The 17453-nt window shown below is 53.8% G+C and carries 17 protein-coding genes, 1 pseudogene and 1 other annotated feature; of the genes and pseudogenes, 8 read left to right on the top strand and 10 right to left on the bottom strand.

The window, feature by feature from the left end; genetic code table 11:
- Positions 1-32 precede the first annotated feature (32 nt).
- The gene (sohB, locus tag ABIC79_RS23930; RefSeq protein ID WP_354568698.1) at positions 33-1076 is read right to left on the bottom strand and encodes a protease SohB; all 1044 of its coding nucleotides are present in this window, start codon (positions 1074-1076) and stop codon (positions 33-35) included.
- Positions 1077-1243: 167 nt separating this feature from the next.
- On the bottom strand, positions 1244-1408 hold the full coding sequence (locus tag ABIC79_RS23925) for a hypothetical protein (RefSeq protein WP_157962111.1): 165 nt from the start codon (positions 1406-1408) through the stop codon (positions 1244-1246).
- 28 nt (positions 1409-1436) lie between these two features.
- Here ABIC79_RS23925 and ABIC79_RS23920 point away from each other — a divergent pair, with 28 nt between their 5' ends.
- A complete protein-coding gene (locus ABIC79_RS23920) occupies positions 1437-2198 on the top strand; it encodes a YciK family oxidoreductase (protein WP_015690068.1) in 762 nt (253 codons plus the stop codon).
- A gap of 18 nt (positions 2199-2216) precedes the next feature.
- Positions 2217-2807: a cob(I)yrinic acid a,c-diamide adenosyltransferase gene (gene cobO / locus ABIC79_RS23915; RefSeq protein WP_013575916.1), complete on the top strand. Its 591-nt coding sequence runs from the start codon at positions 2217-2219 to the stop codon at positions 2805-2807.
- A gap of 16 nt (positions 2808-2823) precedes the next feature.
- Here cobO and cobT read toward each other — a convergent pair whose 3' ends face one another.
- The 7 genes from cobT to rnm all read right to left on the bottom strand — a co-directional run bounded on the left by cobT (position 2824) and on the right by rnm (position 9083).
- Entirely contained in the window at positions 2824-3867 is a 1044-nt protein-coding gene (gene cobT, locus ABIC79_RS23910; protein ID WP_037034471.1) for a nicotinate-nucleotide--dimethylbenzimidazole phosphoribosyltransferase, read from the bottom strand.
- 25 nt (positions 3868-3892) lie between these two features.
- A complete protein-coding gene (gene cobC, locus ABIC79_RS23905) occupies positions 3893-4489 on the bottom strand; it encodes an alpha-ribazole phosphatase (RefSeq protein ID WP_013575918.1) in 597 nt (198 codons plus the stop codon).
- A 16-nt stretch (positions 4490-4505) separates the two neighbouring features.
- The gene (gene cobS / locus ABIC79_RS23900) at positions 4506-5258 is read right to left on the bottom strand and encodes an adenosylcobinamide-GDP ribazoletransferase (RefSeq protein WP_121019221.1); all 753 of its coding nucleotides are present in this window, start codon (positions 5256-5258) and stop codon (positions 4506-4508) included.
- A 25-nt stretch (positions 5259-5283) separates the two neighbouring features.
- A complete protein-coding gene (gene cobU, locus ABIC79_RS23895) occupies positions 5284-5838 on the bottom strand; it encodes a bifunctional adenosylcobinamide kinase/adenosylcobinamide-phosphate guanylyltransferase (RefSeq protein WP_013575920.1) in 555 nt (184 codons plus the stop codon).
- Positions 5839-5986: 148 nt separating this feature from the next.
- Positions 5987-6907, bottom strand: coding sequence for a 23S rRNA pseudouridine(2605) synthase RluB (rluB, locus tag ABIC79_RS23890; RefSeq protein ID WP_223509797.1), 921 nt, complete (start codon positions 6905-6907; stop codon positions 5987-5989).
- Positions 6908-7504: 597 nt separating this feature from the next.
- A complete protein-coding gene (locus ABIC79_RS23885; RefSeq protein WP_013575922.1) occupies positions 7505-8125 on the bottom strand; it encodes an L-threonylcarbamoyladenylate synthase in 621 nt (206 codons plus the stop codon).
- Positions 8126-8159: 34 nt separating this feature from the next.
- The gene (rnm, locus tag ABIC79_RS23880) at positions 8160-9083 is read right to left on the bottom strand and encodes an RNase RNM (RefSeq protein ID WP_013575923.1); all 924 of its coding nucleotides are present in this window, start codon (positions 9081-9083) and stop codon (positions 8160-8162) included.
- Between the two features lie 330 nt (positions 9084-9413).
- Positions 9414-9516 (top strand) — a sequence feature (Trp leader region).
- A gap of 57 nt (positions 9517-9573) precedes the next feature.
- On the opposite strand from rnm, the gene ABIC79_RS23875 reads away from it, so the two are divergent.
- The 6 genes and pseudogenes from ABIC79_RS23875 (at position 9574) to ABIC79_RS23850 (ending at position 16680) form a co-directional block, all read left to right on the top strand.
- On the top strand, positions 9574-11136 hold the full coding sequence (locus ABIC79_RS23875) for an anthranilate synthase component 1 (protein WP_112197966.1): 1563 nt from the start codon (positions 9574-9576) through the stop codon (positions 11134-11136).
- 1 nt (position 11137) lies between these two features.
- Positions 11138-12741, top strand: a pseudogene (gene trpD, locus ABIC79_RS23870) (bifunctional anthranilate synthase glutamate amidotransferase component TrpG/anthranilate phosphoribosyltransferase TrpD).
- Between the two features lie 3 nt (positions 12742-12744).
- Positions 12745-14109, top strand: coding sequence for a bifunctional indole-3-glycerol-phosphate synthase TrpC/phosphoribosylanthranilate isomerase TrpF (gene trpCF, locus ABIC79_RS23865; protein WP_121019218.1), 1365 nt, complete (start codon positions 12745-12747; stop codon positions 14107-14109).
- Positions 14110-14153: 44 nt separating this feature from the next.
- On the top strand, positions 14154-15344 hold the full coding sequence (gene trpB / locus ABIC79_RS23860) for a tryptophan synthase subunit beta (RefSeq protein WP_121019217.1): 1191 nt from the start codon (positions 14154-14156) through the stop codon (positions 15342-15344).
- Entirely contained in the window at positions 15344-16150 is an 807-nt protein-coding gene (gene trpA, locus ABIC79_RS23855; RefSeq protein ID WP_121019216.1) for a tryptophan synthase subunit alpha, read from the top strand. The genes trpB and trpA overlap by 1 nt, the downstream gene beginning before the upstream one ends.
- Before the next feature lie 215 nt (positions 16151-16365).
- Positions 16366-16680, top strand: coding sequence for a BON domain-containing protein (locus ABIC79_RS23850; protein WP_013575930.1), 315 nt, complete (start codon positions 16366-16368; stop codon positions 16678-16680).
- A gap of 70 nt (positions 16681-16750) precedes the next feature.
- Here ABIC79_RS23850 and ompW read toward each other — a convergent pair whose 3' ends face one another.
- Positions 16751-17383 carry an outer membrane protein OmpW gene (gene ompW / locus ABIC79_RS23845; protein WP_013575931.1) on the bottom strand — a complete coding sequence of 211 codons (633 nt, stop codon included), beginning with the start codon at positions 17381-17383 and terminating at the stop codon, positions 16751-16753.
- Positions 17384-17453 lie beyond the last annotated feature (70 nt).

The following is a 17453-nucleotide window of genomic DNA, read 5'->3' as shown; positions in this document are numbered from 1 at the left end:
CTTTTTATTGTATGCCTTGCGAAAAAAATAGATTACAGCAGCGGTTTCTGACTGCGTTGTAACCAGCGCAGGAACAGGCGATCAGCACTCTCTGCCGCGCTGCCGGTGAAACGGTCCATCATGCGTTTACGACGGCTGTAACGCACCGCAATCACTTCATGATTTTTCATTTCTGCAATCAGTAAATCATCACTGGTACCAATAGCATCAATCAGGCCATTTTCACGCGCCTGGGTACCAAACCAGTGCTCACCGGTGGCTACCGCATCAATGTCCAGCGACGGCCGGTTCTGATGAACAAACTCTTTAAACAGCACATGCGTTTCATTCAGATCTTCACGGAACTTTTCACGACCTTCTTCGGTATTTTCACCCAGCAACGTCAGGGTACGTTTAAACTCGCCCGCCGTGTGCAACTCAATATCAATGTCATTTCGTTTGAGCAAACGGTTAAAGTTTGGGATCTGCGCCACCACGCCGATCGAACCGATGATGGCAAACGGCGCGGCGACAATCCTGTCCGCCACACAGGCCATCATGTAACCGCCACTGGCTGCGACTTTATCTACCGCAACCGTCAGACGAATATCACTCTGACGCAGACGCACCAGTTGTGATGCCGCCAGGCCGTAACCGTGCACCACACCGCCCGGGCTTTCGAGGCGCAACAACACTTCGTCTTCCGGGGTTGCAACGGCCAGCACCGCCGAGATTTCTTCCCGCAGTGAGGTGACTTCGTGGGCATCCATACTGCCTTTGAAATCGAGTACATACAGGCAAGGTTTGCTTTTCGAACTGCCGGTTTTGGCTTGCAGTTTTTTCTGTTTTGCTTCCGCTTTATCCTTTTTCTTCAGTTCCTTGCTGCGAATTTTAAGTTCGGCAGGGCTCATGCGCGCACTGCGCATTTCACGTTGCATTTCGCGATACTGTTCACCTAAATCGACCAGGTGTAACTCACCTTTGCCGTGAGATTTACGCTGACGGAGGCCGACAAACAACACGACCAGCGCCCCGATGGCGATCACAACGGTCACGACTTTGGCCAAAAATAGCCCATAAAGAGAAAGTAAATCCACACATACCGCCTTTTCAACGTGGTAATAAAACCGTGGTAAGAAAGATGTTAAACATTCTAAACAATCGCCGCACTGACGTCTTGTTCGAAGATGACATCATGACTCAGACGTAAAACAGAGTGCGTCTGTGTTCCAATTTTGTTACAAAAGAGCTGCCCGCTTTTCGGTTAATCATTGAAACTCATGCCCATTTGAGGCATATAAGCGGTGATTGCACCCGAAAAAGCTAAAATTTTCACCAAAATGCCGGACTCTGGTTGAGCGCAATATCTCCCGTTTCCGCCATTTTTGATATGAAGAGCGCCTGATGTGATGACGTCATTTACCGCCACATCGCCGCCCCCCTTAAGAGGACTGACCGTGCATTATCATCCTAAATCCGATTTGCTCAATAACCGTATCATTCTGGTCACTGGCGCCGGCGACGGCATCGGCCGTGAAGCCGCACTGACGTATGCCCGTTTCGGCGCGCAGGTGATTTTACTGGGCCGTACTGAGAGTAAACTGGCCAGTGTGCAGCAGGAAATTGCCGCACGTAATCTGCGACCGGCTTTCATTTATGCACTGGATTTACAGACCGCCAGTCAGCAGGACTGCCAGCGCGTCGCAGATCAAATCGCTGCATGGGTGCCGCATCTGGACGGCGTTTTGCACAACGCCGGATTGCTGACTGACATCACGCCAATGGCTGAGATTAAGTTGCAGGACTGGATGAACGTCATGCAGGTCAATGTGAACGCCACGTTTATGCTGACTCAGTCGTTACTGCCGCTGATGCTGAAATCTGCCAGTTCTTCGCTGGTGTTCACCACGTCCAGCGTCGGACGCGAAGGCCGCAGCGGCTGGGGTGCTTACGCCGTGTCAAAATTCGCCACCGAAGGTATGATGCAGGTGCTGGCCGAAGAACATAAGCATACCGGCCTGCGCGTCAACTGCATCAATCCTGGCGGCACACGCACCAGCATGCGCGCCTCCGCGTTCCCCGATGAAAACAAAGATAAACTCAAGACACCGGCTGATATTATGCCGCTGTATCTGTATCTGATGGGCGATGACAGCCGCCGTAAAACAGGTATCAGTTTTGATGCCCAGCCAGGGCGCAAAGCCGGTCCGGCAGAATAAATAATCACGGAGTCTCTGATGACTGAAGATCGCCATAAACAGCGCCAGCAAAAGCTGAAAGAACAGGTTGATGCGCGCATTGACGCCGCCAAAGAACAGCGCGGAATACTGATTGTATTTACCGGTAACGGTAAGGGCAAAACCACGGCGGCATTTGGCACGGTGACCCGCGCTGTCGGCCATGGCATGCGCGCGGCAGTGATCCAGTTTATTAAAGGTGAATGGCCTAACGGCGAGAAAAATCTGCTCGAGCCTCATGGCGTGGAATTTCAGGTGATGGCGACCGGTTTTACCTGGGAAACGCAGAATAAAGAAACGGATACCGAAGCCTGCCAGGCTGTCTGGCAGCACGGTAAACGGATGCTGGCTGATGCATCATTAGATCTCGTGGTGCTTGATGAACTGACGTATATGGTCAGTTTTGGCTATCTGGATTTGCAGGACGTGGTGGATGCGCTGAAAGCCCGTCCCGCGCACCAGACCGTGATTATCACCGGGCGCGGCTGCCATCGTGATCTGCTGGAAATGGCCGATACCGTCAGCGAACTCCGTCCGGTGAAACATGCGTTTGACGCCGGAATTATGGCGCAGCAGGGCATTGACTGGTAACGCCCTGCTTTAACTTTTAAAGCGCTATCTGACACTCTGCCAGCGTCGCCATTTCGTTATGGACAGCACAGGCAGCATCAATCAGCGGTAACGCCAGCGCCGCGCCGCTGCCCTCGCCCAGTCGTAAATTCAGATCGAAATACGGTTGCAGGCCCAGCGCTTCAAGCGCCAGCGTTGCGCCCTGCTCTGCTGAAATATGCGAAGGGATAAGATAGGGTTTCAGCGCAGGTGCTAACTGACACGCTGCCAGCGCCGACGCGTAAGAAAGGAAGCCATCCAGCACCAGCGGAATCCCCGCCGCCGCCGCGCCAATCATCGCACCCGCCATGGCTACCAGTTCGAATCCCCCGACTTTCGCCATCACATCCAGTGCATCTGACGGATCCGGCTGATTTACCGCAATGGCTTTTTCGACCACGCTGATTTTATGCGCCAGTCTGTCCGGCGGAAGATTCGCACCCAGCCCGACGGTTTGCGCTGGCGCAGCGCCGGTCAGCACCGCCACCATCGCCGCCGCCGGCGTGGTGTTTGCCATCCCGAGCTCACCGACAGCCAGCAGGGATAAACCGTTTTCAGCTTTCGCGATCACCCGTTCCGCACACCAGATCAGTAAAGATTCCGCCTGTTCGCGCGTCATCGCCGGGCCGGTGGCAATATTGCCGGTTCCCTGCGCAACTTTGTGATTCAGCGTGCCGGGAATATCCGGCCCAATGATTCCGCAGTCAATCAGCGTCACCTGCGCCCCGGCTACCCGAGCCAGCACAGAAACCCCGGCTTTGCCCTGCACGATGTTCACCGCCTGAATCGCCGTTACCTCCTGCGGGGAGGGTGTGACGCCTTCCTGCCACACGCCATGATCGGCCGCCATCACCAGCACTTCTTTGCTCGGAAAATGCAAAGGCTGATCACCCCGGATGGATGACAGCTGAATCGCCAGTTGTTCCAGGCGGCCAAGACTGCCTAAAGGTTTTACCAGACTGTCGAGCCGCGCAGCAGCCGTTTGTGCGGCCTGCGCATCGGGTTCAGCAATCTGACGGATAATATTGGCCAGAGAAGCCATCGGGTTGTCCTTACCAGTTTAAAAGTTAAATACCGCTGTCATTAAAACGCTGAATGACACAAGCGCCGGGGCTGAGATCAATTTCACACAGGCAGCCTTGCTTAAATGGAAAACGCCACATGTCAGCCGGTGCCAGTTTCAGCATCATCGCCAGCAGCAGGCTGAGTGAACCCTGATGTGCGACTATTGCCAGCCTGCTTTCCTGCGGACGCAAATGCAACTGCTGCAACGCCTGCCGGATACGCTGAGTGAAATCTGTAAATGACTCACCTTGCGGTACGTCGGCCTTTTGCCAGTCCTGACACCAGGCCTGATAGCCTTCTGCCTGCGAGGCTTCGAGTTCTTTGTGATGACGCATTTCCCACTCGCCAAACCCCATTTCCTGCAACAGCGGCTGAGTTTCCATTGCCAGTTCGCGCCCGTAAGCAATAATGCCCGCCGTATCGCGGCTGCGGCGCATATCCGTGTGAATCAGTGCATCAAGCGAAGTAGAAGCCAGCTGACGCGCCACATGCTGCGCCTGTCGCTCACCCTCGGCGGTCAGCGCAATGTCGCTGCTGCCGCAAAAAACGCCGTTAACGTTAGCCTGAGTTTGTCCGTGCCGTATCAGATACAGTTTCATAATTTTGTCCCTTGTCTCAGTGCCATAACAGGAAAAACAGAAAGACCAGTTCACTCAATTCGCATGCCGCGCCCAGCGTATCGCCGGTCTGGCCGCCAATGCGCGTGGCGACAAAACGCCGGAAACCGAGAACAAACAGCAACGTCACCAGTAATGCAAACAGGGAGAATAACCCGCCGATGAGCAGCACCAGCGTTGCCATCAACAGTAATGTGATACCAAAGCGCCCTTCGCTGATCTTACCAATAAACAAATTGCCCATTCCTGACTCGCGGGCATAAGCCTGACGGTACATCATCACCGCCATCATGCTCCGCCCGACAACCGGCGTGACGATAAGAAACGCCAGCACCGGCAATCCGTCGGCGTTCATCTGATAAACCAGTGCGGTTCGCAACAGAACAGCCACAATCAGCGCCAGCGCGCCGTTGGTGCCGATCCGGCTGTCGCGCATAATCTCGAGAATACGCTCCCGGCTGCGCACCGAAAATAAACCGTCGCAACTGTCGGCCAGCCCGTCGAGATGTAAACCGCCGGTCAGCATAATATGTGCAATGACAACGGCAATCGCCGCCGGAAGCACACCGATATGCGGCATTAAAATCTGCCACACCAGCGCGGTCAGTAAACCGATAACCAGCCCGACCAGCGGAAAACAGACAATGCCGCGTGCATACTCTTTCAGTTCAAAGCCATCGCACCAGCGATCCCTGACCGGGATGCGGGTGAGAAACTGCAATGTCGCGAGAAACAGCCGCCATAAAGCCATAATAAACACCCTGTTCTGAGTCGTTTTATTCCGATGTTTTCACCGGTACCGGAATGCCGGATACGATCAGGTAGACATCATCCGCCGCGGCAGCCAGTTGCTGATTCACCCGCCCCGCAATATCACGAAAACGCCGCGCCAGCAGGTTATCCGGCACAATGCCCATCCCCACTTCATTAGTGACAATAATCACTTCAGATTCAGGATGTTGCGCAGCTTCCATCAGTTTCGTGGTTTGCGCAAAAATATGCTGTTCTATTGCGTCAAAATCCATGTGTTCCGGCGGTGTTTCACCGGCCAGATCAAACAGAAGATTGGTAATCAACGTCGTGATGCACTCGATAATAATGGTCGGAAACTGCGCCTGATGCGCGAGTACGACATCCCCCAGATCACGATAGCTTTCAAACGTATGCCAGTGAGCCGGACGTTGTTGCTGGTGATAACGGATGCGATCCGCCATTTCGGCATCAGTAACGACCGAGGTGGCGATATACAGCACCTCGCCGCCACGTTTCTCTGCTATCTGCTCAGCAAAATGGCTTTTACCACTGCGGGCACCTCCGGTGATTAGCATCATAATCAGCTCCTTGCGTTGTATTACTGAAGAGTATTCATGAACAGGGTGGATGCAGAATAATGTTATGCCCTGAATTTTGAGCAAAAAAAAACCGCAGTCACTGACTGCGGTTTATGAGCATAGACGCAAGTGCCTCGCTTGTCAGCGATTAACCCCGTTTTGCCGGGCCGGTAGTGCGGCGCGTCGGTGCAACCTGAGTATGGCGCTTCACAGCACGACGGATCTGGTTGGCTTTTACGCGACGACGATCACGCTCAACCGGCAGTTTGCTGACAGTTTCTTCCGTCATGTCGACCAGTGTGCGCAGATAGTTGATGTCTGGCAGATCCAGCTCTTTATAGCCACCGCGAGGCAGGCCTTTAGGCAGATTCAGATCACCGTAACGCACGCGGATCAGACGGCTTACCTGTACGCCAACAGCTTCCCACAGACGACGAACTTCGCGGTTACGTCCTTCTGTCAGGGTCACGTTGTACCACTGGTTCAAACCTTCACCGCCCTGGAATTTGATCGAGCGGAACGCCGCAGGACCGTCTTCCAGCTGCACGCCACGGCTCAGTTGTTTAATTTTTTCATCATCAACCTGACCGAAAACACGTACGGCATATTCACGCTCAACTTCACGACTCGGGTGCATCAGGCGATTAGCCAGTTCACCGTCGGTGGTGAATAACAGCAGGCCTGACGTGTTAACGTCCAGACGACCTACGGCGATCCAGCGGGAACCGCGCATTTTTGGCAGACGGTCAAAGACGGTCGGACGGCCTTCCGGATCATTGCGTGTACACAACTCGCCTTCAGGCTTGTAGTACGCCAGTACGCGGCAAACGGTGTCCTGAGATTCCATCACTGACAGAACGTGTCCATCAAGACGAATTTTGGTACCGCCGGTGACTTCCACGCGGTCGCCCAGCGTAGAAATTTTACCGTCAACGCTGACGCGGCCAGCCTGGATCATCGCTTCAACTTCACGACGTGAACCATGACCTGCGCGGGCGAGGACTTTTTGCAGTTTTTCGCTTTGACCTTCGGTGCTGTCCAGTGCGTTCTTCGGCTTCTGGTATTTCACTTCTTCTTCGTCACCGTTTTCATCAAACAGTGCTTCAGCTTTAGGTTTGGTTCCGCGAGGTTTCAACGTACGTGGTTTTTCACCGCGTGCATGTTCCGGACGACCCGGTTTGCCGCTGCGTGCTTTTTCTATACGTGAATTGTCGATACGGGATTCAGAACGCGAATCGCTGCGGCCTGCGTCAGAACGTGGTTTGTCTGAACGTGGCTTGTCGCTGCGCGGTTTGTCGCTGCGTGGTTTGTCAGTACGTGGCTTTTCGCCGCGCTTTTCAGCCCGCGACGGTTCCGGACGGCTTTTTGCTGCGCCGGAATTCCTGCCACTTTTTGGCTTGTCACCAGATGGACGTGATGCTTTGGATTTGTCGCTGGTGTGCTTCTGGGAATTATACTTCTCGCTCATTGAGCAGCCTCATTTGTCGCCTTCACAGGCGTCGGGGGGAGCCGGCAGCATGACCTGATTTGTCATCTGCCCGCAAAAATTCAGTTATTGCGTATCATTACAATGACTTAGAAAAAAGTCAGCCTGCCATTATACACATTTATATGCAATTTGTATCCTGCAAAAAACGTTGCAGTCCGGTTATTTTTCAAACAAGCCTCAGAGGAACGGTGTCGGATCGCCCGCGCCTTCACGCACCACTTCGGGCGCAGCCTCTGTCAGATCAACCACCGTGGTAGGCTGCTGACCAATAGACCCGCCGTCAATCACCAGATCCACCACCTTGCCCAAATGATCTTTGATATCTTCCGGATCGGATTCTGCAAAGTCATTGCCCGGCAGCATCAGCGTGGTCGACATCAGCGGCTCGCCCAGCGCCTCCAGCAAGGCAATCGCAATCGGATTGGACGGCACGCGCAGGCCGATCGTTTTACGTTTCTCGCTCATCAGACGGCGCGGCACTTCTTTGGTCGCTTTCAGGATGAACGTGTAATTGCCCGGCGTGTTGTTTTTCATCAGGCGGAAAGCCGCGTTATCCACATAGGCGTAAGTCGACAGCTCAGACAAATCACGGCACACCAGGGTGAAGTTATGGTTGCTGTCCAGCTGACGAATCCGGCAAATACGCTCCATGGCGTTTTTCTCTTCCAGACGGCAACCCAGTGCATAACCGGAATCTGTCGGATACACGATAACCTGGCCTTTGCGCAGCAATTCTACGGCCTGATTAATCAGGCGGGGTTGCGGGTTTTCCGGATGAATATAAAAATATTGACTCATTTTTCCCTCTTAATTCTTCTTCTACGGTCGGGCTTCAGACCGGTTCAATTTCAGGCTGTTTCCCGGCGACCGGCCAGTGTTGCCATACCGGTTCTACGCCTGCGGGAAGCCAAAGTTTGCGCCCCAGCTCAATCCACGAACAAGGCTGATGGAAATCAGATCCCTGTGAGGCGAGCAACTGATAATCACGGGCGTAAGCCGCCAGTTGTGCACGCTCATTGGGTGCCTGCTGACATTGCGCGACTTCCATCGCGTCGCCACCCTGTTCAGCAAAGAACGCCAGTAAGCGTTTCAGCCATTTTGTGGACAGTTCATAACGTCCCGGATGGGCGACAACCGCCTGTCCGCCAGACTGATGAATTGCATCAATCGCTTGTTCTATTGTACACCACTGTGGCGGAACGTAGCCGGTCTTGCCCTTGGCGAGGTATTTTTTGAATACCTGCGCAATGTTGTCAGCCGCGCCGAATTCCACCAGATAACGGGCAAAATGTGCACGGGTGACGGCTCCGCCATCGGCCAGACGTAACGCACCTTCCCACGCGCCTTCGATGCGCGCTTTCGCCAGACGACGGCCCATTTCCTGCGCACGCTGCTGACGCAAATCGGCCTGCACTTTCAGTAATTCCACCATCGCCGGATGCCCCGGGTCGATACCCAGCCCGACAATATGGATCTCATGATTTTCCCACAGCGTAGAAATCTCGACACCGTTTACCAGTTGCAGTGGCAGCTGATTGTCAGCAATCGCCCGCGCCGCCCGCGCCAGCCCTTCCGTGCTGTCGTGATCGGTGATCGCCAGCACGCCGACACGCATTTCTACTGCACGCGCCACCAGCGCTTCCGGTGTTAAATAGCCGTCAGATGCCGTGGTATGGCTGTGGAGATCGTAAAGGGTAAATGCGTTGCGGGTTATCTGGTCGTCTGCTGAAGGCGAAGTGTTTGTTGGTAAAGTCATCGTCACGTGGGGAATTAACCTGTTTCTGAATGCAGCACATATCATAACGCGTTAGTGCGTTGCACGTTAGGGATGATTTCACCCGGCCGTTACGCACTGTTACAGTGCTATAACAACACTGTTTGCACAACGTCGCCGCACTAAAGGGGGAAATTGCGCTAAAAGAGGGTTGACTTTACATCTCTGAACTAGTTTACTAGTACGCAAGTTCACGGAATAACTCAGTAATGAACACCGTGACAAACCGATTCAGAAAGCTTACGTTTTAAAAACGATAGCTTCATAAACAAACAAGAGTGTCTGATGATGAAAACTTACATGATGGCGGTTCTCAGCTGGTGGCGTACTTCCCCTTGTCGGGCGGAGTAATCACGCATAGCTGTCATCAGACGCTGCAAGATTTCCGAAGCCCGCATAATGCGGGCTTTTTTGTGGCCGTCTAATTTGAAATCCGTTTAATACAAACGTTGAGAAAATTTCAGGAAGCAAAATGACTATTCAGAAACCACGTTTAGAATTGCTGACCGCAGAAGGATGTTACCGCGGCGACCCGACGGCCATTTTCCATCAATTGTGCGGCGCCCGTCCGGCGACCCTGCTGCTGGAGTCCTCCGAAGTGACCAGCAAAGAAAACCTGAAGAGCCTGTTGATTGTCGACAGCGCCCTGCGCATCACGGCGCTGGGTTCCCGGGTTTCGATTCAGGCACTCACGCCAAACGGCGCGTCATTACTCTCACTGATTGACGCCGCGTTACCGGCTGAAATGCGTAACGACGTGCGTCCGAATGGCCGCGAGCTGAGTTTCCCGTCCATCGACCAGATGCAGGATGAAGACGCCCGCCTGCGTTCGCGCTCCGTGTTTGATGCGTTACGCAGCATTCTGACCTCAGTTGAAGCGCCTGCCGATGAGCGCGAAGCGATGTTCCTCGGCGGTCTGTTTGCCTACGATCTGGTCGCCGGTTTTGAAGATTTACCGGCATTAGAGTCTGACCAGCGTTGCCCGGATTTCTGCTTCTATCTGGCAGAAACTCTGCTGGTACTCGACCATCAGAACCGTTCATGTCGTTTGCAGGCCAGCCTGTTTACGCCGTCGCCGGAAGAGAAACAGCGTCTGCAAGCCCGCCTTGAACAACTGCAGCACCAGTTACAGCTACCGCCGCACGCCATTCCGCACCAGAGCGTGCCGGAAATGCAACTGAGCGTAAATCAGAGCGATGAAGAGTTTGGTGCCGTGGTAGAGAAGATGAAAGTGGCGATCCGCGCCGGTGAAATTTTCCAGGTGGTGCCTTCACGTCGTTTCTCACTGCCGTGCCCTGCTCCGCTGGCCGCTTATGAAACGCTGAAAAACAACAACCCGAGCCCGTATATGTTCTTCATGCAGGATAACGATTTCACGTTGTTCGGCGCGTCGCCGGAAAGTGCGCTGAAATACGACGCGACAAACCGTCAGATTGAAATCTATCCGATTGCCGGTACACGCCCTCGTGGTCGCCGCGCTGACGGTTCACTGGATTTGGATCTCGACAGCCGCATCGAACTGGAAATGCGGACTGACCATAAAGAGCTGGCCGAACATCTGATGCTGGTGGATTTGGCGCGTAACGATCTGGCACGGATCTGCGAACCGGGCAGCCGTTACGTCGCCGACCTGACCAAAGTTGACCGTTATTCCTTCGTGATGCATCTGGTGTCCCGCGTGGTTGGCACGCTGCGTCATGACCTCGACGTACTGCACGCTTATCAGGCCGTGATGAACATGGGCACACTGACCGGCGCACCGAAAGTGCGCGCCATGCAGCTGATTTCTGCCTCCGAGCAAACCCGTCGCGGAAGCTACGGCGGCGCAGTGGGTTACTTCACCGCTCACGGTGATTTAGATACCTGCATCGTGATCCGCTCCGCCTATGTCGAAGACGGCATCGCCACCGTACAGGCTGGCGGCGGTGTGGTGCTCGATTCCGTTCCGCAAGCCGAAGCCGACGAAACCCGTAATAAAGCCCGTGCAGTGCTGCGTGCCATCGCCACCGCCCATAATGCGAAAGAGGTATTTTAAGATGGCCGATATCTTACTCATCGATAACGTCGATTCCTTTACATACAACCTCGTCGATCAGTTGCGCTCGAGCGGACATAACGTGGTGATTTATCGCAATCAGATCCCGGCTGACGTCATTATTGAAAAACTCAGCCAGCTGGAAAAACCGGTGCTGGTGCTTTCTCCGGGACCGGGTACGCCGTCCGAAGCCGGTTGCATGCCTGAGCTGCTCAAACGTCTGCGCGGTCAGTTGCCGATTATCGGTATCTGCCTCGGTCATCAGGCAATTGTGGAAACCTACGGCGGTTTCGTCGGCCAGGCCGGTGAAATCCTGCACGGCAAAGCCTCTTCTATTACGCATGACAACGAAGCGATGTTCGCCGGTATGAACAATCCGCTGCCGGTGGCGCGTTATCACTCGCTGGTCGGCAGCCAGATCCCTGAGGGACTGACCGTCAACGCCCGCTACGGCGATATGGTGATGGCAGTACGTCACGAAGAAGATCGCGTCTGTGGTTTCCAGTTCCATCCGGAATCCATTCTAACTTCACAGGGCGCCCGTCTGCTTGAGCAGACACTGGCCTGGGCTTTGGCGTAAGGAGAACTGTCATGCAAACGCAAACTATTCCCGGCATTCTCGACAATCTGTTCCGCGCTCAGACAATGACGCAGGAAGAAAGCCAGCAGCTATTTACCGCCATCGTGAATGGCGAACTGGAACCGGCGCAACTGGCCGGTGCATTAATCAGCATGAAAGTGCGCGGTGAGCAACCGGCTGAAATCGCCGGCGCCGCCAAAGCATTGCTGGCACACGCCGAGCCGTTCCCGCGTCCTGACTATCCGTTTGCGGACATTGTCGGCACCGGCGGCGACGGCACCAACAGCATCAATATTTCCACCGCCAGCGCCTTTGTAGCGGCAGCGTGTGGTGCACGGGTGGCTAAACACGGCAACCGCAGCGTGTCCAGCCGTTCGGGCTCATCGGATTTACTGGCTGCTTTTGGCATCCGTCTGGATATGCCTGCGGAAGAATCCCGGGCCGCGCTGGATGATCTGGGTGTGTGTTTCCTGTTCGCGCCGCAATACCACACCGGTTTCCGCCATGCGATGCCGGTGCGTAAATCGCTCAAAACCCGCACGCTGTTTAACGTGCTGGGGCCGCTGATCAACCCGGCACGTCCTCCGCTGGCACTGATTGGCGTGTACAGCCCCGAACTGGTGCAGCCGATTGCAGAAACATTGCGGGCACTGGGTTATGAGCGTGCTGCGGTGGTTCACGGCGGCGGCATGGATGAAGTGGCGATCCACGCGGCAACGCAGGTTGCGGAGCTGAAAGACGGTCAAATAACCACTTACGAACTGACGCCACAGGACTTCGGTATGGATAATTATCCGATAGAATCCCTGCTGGGTGGCGAGCCGGAAGAAAACCGTGACATTCTGGCACGCTTATTACAAGGTAAAGGAGATCCGGCCCATGAAGCCGCGGTGGCCGTTAATGTAGCGATGTTACTGCGTCTGTTCGGTCAGGAAGATTTAAAGCAAAATGCACAACAGGCTTTGGACGTCATGCGCAGCGGTGAACCCTACCAGCGCGTGGTGGCATTGGCAGCAAGAGGATAAGTGATGCAGCAGGAAACCGTGCTCCACAAAATTGTTCGCGATAAAGAAATTTGGGTCGCGGCACGTAAAGATCAGCAACCGCTGGCCAGCTTTCAGAACGACATAACTCAGAGCCAGCGCAGTTTCTACCATGCCCTGCAAGGGGCAAGAACGGCTTTTATTCTGGAGTGTAAACAAGCCTCTCCGTCGAAAGGGAAGATCCGCGAAAACTTCGATCCGGTAGAAATCGCCAGTGTTTATAAAGACCATGCTTCCGCCATTTCAGTATTAACCGACGAAAAATACTTCCAGGGCAGTTTTGATTTTCTGCCGCTGGTGAGCAAAACCGTCACACAGCCTGTGCTGTGCAAAGATTTTATTATCGACCCGTATCAGATCCATCTGGCCCGTTTCTATCAGGCTGATGCGATTTTGCTGATGCTGTCAGTGCTCGATGACGATCAGTACGTTCAGCTCGCCGCGGTTGCTCACAGCCTTAACATGGGGGTGCTGACGGAGGCCAGTAATGAAGAAGAACTGGATCGCGCCGTTAAACTGAAAGCCAAAGTCGTCGGTATCAATAACCGCGATTTGCGCGATTTGTCTATCGACCTGAACCGCACCCGTGAGCTGGCACCGCGCGTACCGCATGGCGTCACGGTCATCAGTGAATCAGGTATTAATACTTACGGACAAATCCGTGAACTGAGCCGCTTCGCCAATGGCTTCCTGATCGGCAGTGCGCTGATGTCGGAACAAGACCTGAGCAGTGCCGTTCGTCGCGTGCTGCTCGGTGAAAACAAGGTCTGTGGCCTGACCCGCGCTCAGGATGCCAAAGCCGCGCACGAAGCTGGTGCTATTTATGGCGGGCTGATTTTTGTTGAAGCCTCACCGCGTTTCGTGACACAGACGCAGGCGAAAGAAGTGCAGAACGGCGCACCGCTGAAGTATGTCGGCGTGTTCCGCGATGAAGAAATCACCACAGTGGCCCAGACGGCTCAGACATTAAACCTGACCGCCGTGCAGCTTCATGGCGACGAAGATCAGGTTTATATCGATGCCCTGCGCACAGCCTTGCCGCAAACGGTTCAGATCTGGAAAGCGCTGAGCGTCAAAGAAACATTGCCAGCGCGCGACCTGAATCACGTGGATCGTTACGTCCTGGACAACGGCAAAGGGGGCACGGGTCACCGGTTCGACTGGAGCAAACTGGCCGGTCAGGATTTGAGCAATACCTTGCTCGCCGGTGGACTGAGCGCAGATAACTGCGTCGAAGCCGCACAACTCGGTTGCGCAGGCCTGGATTTCAACTCAGGTGTTGAAAGCGAGCCGGGCATCAAAGATGCCGGGAAAATTAATGCCGTATTCCAGACATTGCGGGCGTATTAAGCCGCACGCAATGACGCAAAAATTGACAGACAGGACGCGATAACATGACTTTACTTAATCCCTACTTTGGCGAATTTGGCGGCCAGTATGTCCCGCAAATTCTGATGCCTGCGCTGGCTCAGCTGGAAGAAGCTTTTGTCAGCGCACAGCGCGACCCTGAGTTTCAGGCCGAATTCATTGATTTGCTGAAAAACTACGCAGGTCGCCCGACGGCGCTGACACTGTGCAAAAACCTCACCGCCGGTACTAAAACCAAGCTGTATCTTAAGCGTGAAGATTTGCTGCACGGCGGCGCACATAAGACTAACCAGGTGTTGGGTCAGGCATTGCTGGCAAAACGCATGGGCAAAACAGAAATCATTGCTGAAACCGGTGCCGGCCAGCACGGTGTGGCATCGGCTCTGGCCTGCGCCCTGCTCGGTCTGAAATGCCGCATTTATATGGGTGCCAAAGACATTGAGCGTCAGTCGCCAAACGTGTTCCGTATGCGCCTGATGGGTGCGGAAGTGATCCCGGTACACAGCGGTTCATCCACGCTGAAAGATGCCTGTAATGAGGCACTGCGTGACTGGTCAGGCAGCTATGAAACAGCACACTACATGCTGGGCACCGCAGCAGGCCCGCATCCGTATCCGACTATCGTGCGCGAATTCCAGCGCATGATCGGCGAAGAAACCAAATCCCAGATGCAGGAACGCGAAGGCTGTCTGCCGGATGCGGTGATTGCCTGCGTCGGTGGCGGTTCCAATGCCATTGGCATGTTTGCAGATTTCATCGACGACACCAGCGTGAAACTGATTGGGGTTGAACCGGGTGGTCTGGGTATCGAAACCGGACAACACGGCGCGCCGCTTAAACACGGTCACGTCGGCATTTATTTCGGCATGAAAGCGCCAATGATGCAGACGTCTGAGGGTCAGATTGAAGAATCCTACTCGATTTCAGCCGGTCTGGATTTCCCGTCCGTCGGCCCGCAACACGCCTTTCTCAACAGCATTGGCCGTGCAGAATATGTGTCGATTACCGATGATGAAGCGCTGGATGCCTTTAAAGAATTGTCCCGCCATGAAGGGATTATTCCGGCGCTGGAATCCTCTCATGCGCTGGCTTATGCGTTGAAACTGATCAAGGAAACGCCAGAGAAAGAACAAATCCTGGTCGTGAATTTGTCAGGTCGCGGCGACAAAGACATTTTCACCGTACACGACATCCTGACTGCCCGGGGAGAGATTTAATGGAACGTTATCAGCAATTATTCAAGCGTCTGGAAAGCAAAAAAGAAGGCGCATTTGTTCCTTTCGTCACGCTGGGCGATCCGGGCGTTGAGATGTCACTGTCAATCATCGATACGCTGATTGAAGCCGGTGCCGACGCACTGGAACTGGGTGTACCGTTCTCCGATCCTCTGGCCGATGGCCCGACCATTCAGAATGCAAACCTGCGTGCTTTTGCTGCGGGTGTGACGCCAACGCAATGCTTCAACATGCTGGCCCGTATTCGCGAAAAGCATCCGGATATTCCGATTGGCCTGCTGATGTATGCCAACCTGGTGTTCCACAATGGTATTGAAACCTTCTATCAGCGTTGCGCTGAAGTGGGCGTCGATTCGGTGCTGGTTGCCGATGTGCCGTTTGAAGAATCTGCGCCATTCCGTGCGGCCGCGTTACGCCACGGCATCGCTCCTATCTTCATCTGTCCGCCAAATGCCTCTGACGATTTGCTGCGTGAGATTTCGTCTCATGGCCGCGGATACACTTACTTGCTGTCACGTGCAGGCGTGACAGGCACTGAAAAACGCGCGCTGACGCCGCTGAATCACTTGGTTGATAAGTTACGTGAATACAATGCCGCGCCACCCTTGCAGGGCTTTGGTATTTCCGAACCGTCACAGGTGAAAGAAACGCTGGCCGCAGGCGCAGCCGGTGCTATTTCCGGTTCAGCGACGGTGCGTATCATCGAAAACAATCAGCATCAGCCTTCTGAAATGCTGGCTCAGCTTTCCCGCTTTGTCAGTGAAATGAAGGCCGCGACCCGCGCTTAACCCTCTCTCAGACAGAACCTCAGTCATACAGTGACTAAGGTTCTGTTTCTTTTAATTTCTTACTTTTTTTTACCCCGCTTAATTTGTATTACCCATTTCAATAATCCAAACTAAAATTACTCTGCAGATCAATGATACTGTATGAGAGAGATATCATCTGCTCAGCTAACATGTTGTTTCTTTTGGTTTTATAACAAATCATGGAGAGTTATTTTATGAAGCTATTCAAAACATTGTCCGCATTCTGCATGGCAGCGGTTGTGGTCCTGGCTGTTGCCGCTTGTGCGCCGACCAAAAAATCAGAAGGAACCGGTGGTTACATCGATGACACCGTCGTCACCACAAAAGTAAAATCTGCCCTGCTGGCAGATAAGAGCATTAAATCCACTGAGATCAGTGTCGAGACCTTTAAAGGCCGCGTACAGTTGAGTGGTTTTGTGACGTCAACAGCAGATGCAAACCGTGCAGTTGAAGTGACTCGCGGCGTAGCCGGTGTGCGTTCAATTGAGAATGATATGCGACTGAAATAATCAGGAATGTAGCAAACTGAAAATCTAAGAGGCGCCGAAGCGCCTCTTTTTTGGACCGTCTTTCCGGAAATCAGAAACGATAGCCGGCGCCAAACATAAAGACCCATGGGTCGATCCGGGTGTTGATGTTTTGCTGCTCACCACCAGCTTTGAATTTGACTTCCGTATCAATATCCATCCACCAGACAGACATGTTAATTAACCAGTTATCGTCCAGGTTGTAATCCAGACCAGCCTGCGTTGCCACACCCCAGGAATCTTTGACGCTTAAATCAGACAGCCCGGCATCACGCCCGGTCTGGTTGAAATCCGCGTCATAAAATGTGGTGTAGTTGATACCTACTCCGAGGTACGGACGCAATTTGTCCTGACGGTCACCAAAGTAATACTGCGCCATCAGAGACGGCGGTAATTGTTTCACTTCTGCGATAGTCCCGGTACTTTGCAGACCGACTTTGTGCTGGAACGGTGTGGCTGCCAGCAACTCCATCCCGATATTGTCAGTGAACATGTAACCGAGGGTTAATCCCATCTGCGTGTTGTTATTGATATTAAATGAACCCAGACCCAGCACGTTGTCCGAGCCTTCTGTCGGACGAACCGTGGCTGTCCCTACGCGAAAAATCACATCCCCTGCCTGATGTGCGCTCGAGACTGCCGGAAATGCCGCTGCTGCCACTAATGCCCAATATGCTGCTTTCATTGTCCCTTCCCTTTGTGTGGATTAGTTATAAACCGCGCGAATGATACCTACTCTTTGGTATGGTTTGATC

Origin of the sequence: Rahnella sp. 2050 (assembly GCF_040544515.1) — a bacterium.
In the GTDB taxonomy this organism is placed as follows: domain Bacteria; phylum Pseudomonadota; class Gammaproteobacteria; order Enterobacterales; family Enterobacteriaceae; genus Rahnella; species Rahnella aceris.
Note: the sequence above shows the minus strand (reverse complement) of the source record. Positions and strands in the feature narration are given on the sequence as shown.

Bases quoted from the DNA above. Each gene is read 5' to 3' on its own strand.
- cobO (WP_013575916.1), top strand. From the start codon at position 2,217: ATGACTGAAGATCGCCATAAACAGCGCCAGCAAAAGCTGAAAGAACAG.
- cobT (WP_037034471.1), bottom strand. From the start codon at position 3,867: ATGGCTTCTCTGGCCAATATTATCCGTCAGATTGCTGAACCCGATGCG.
- cobC (WP_013575918.1), bottom strand. From the start codon at position 4,489: ATGAAACTGTATCTGATACGGCACGGACAAACTCAGGCTAACGTTAAC.
- cobS (WP_121019221.1), bottom strand. From the start codon at position 5,258: ATGGCTTTATGGCGGCTGTTTCTCGCGACATTGCAGTTTCTCACCCGC.
- cobU (WP_013575920.1), bottom strand. From the start codon at position 5,838: ATGATGCTAATCACCGGAGGTGCCCGCAGTGGTAAAAGCCATTTTGCT.
- ABIC79_RS23885 (WP_013575922.1), bottom strand. From the start codon at position 8,125: ATGAGTCAATATTTTTATATTCATCCGGAAAACCCGCAACCCCGCCTG.
- rnm (WP_013575923.1), bottom strand. From the start codon at position 9,083: ATGACTTTACCAACAAACACTTCGCCTTCAGCAGACGACCAGATAACC.
- ABIC79_RS23875 (WP_112197966.1), top strand. From the start codon at position 9,574: ATGACTATTCAGAAACCACGTTTAGAATTGCTGACCGCAGAAGGATGT.
- trpCF (WP_121019218.1), top strand. From the start codon at position 12,745: ATGCAGCAGGAAACCGTGCTCCACAAAATTGTTCGCGATAAAGAAATT.
- trpB (WP_121019217.1), top strand. From the start codon at position 14,154: ATGACTTTACTTAATCCCTACTTTGGCGAATTTGGCGGCCAGTATGTC.
- trpA (WP_121019216.1), top strand. From the start codon at position 15,344: ATGGAACGTTATCAGCAATTATTCAAGCGTCTGGAAAGCAAAAAAGAA.
- ABIC79_RS23850 (WP_013575930.1), top strand. From the start codon at position 16,366: ATGAAGCTATTCAAAACATTGTCCGCATTCTGCATGGCAGCGGTTGTG.
- ompW (WP_013575931.1), bottom strand. From the start codon at position 17,383: ATGAAAGCAGCATATTGGGCATTAGTGGCAGCAGCGGCATTTCCGGCA.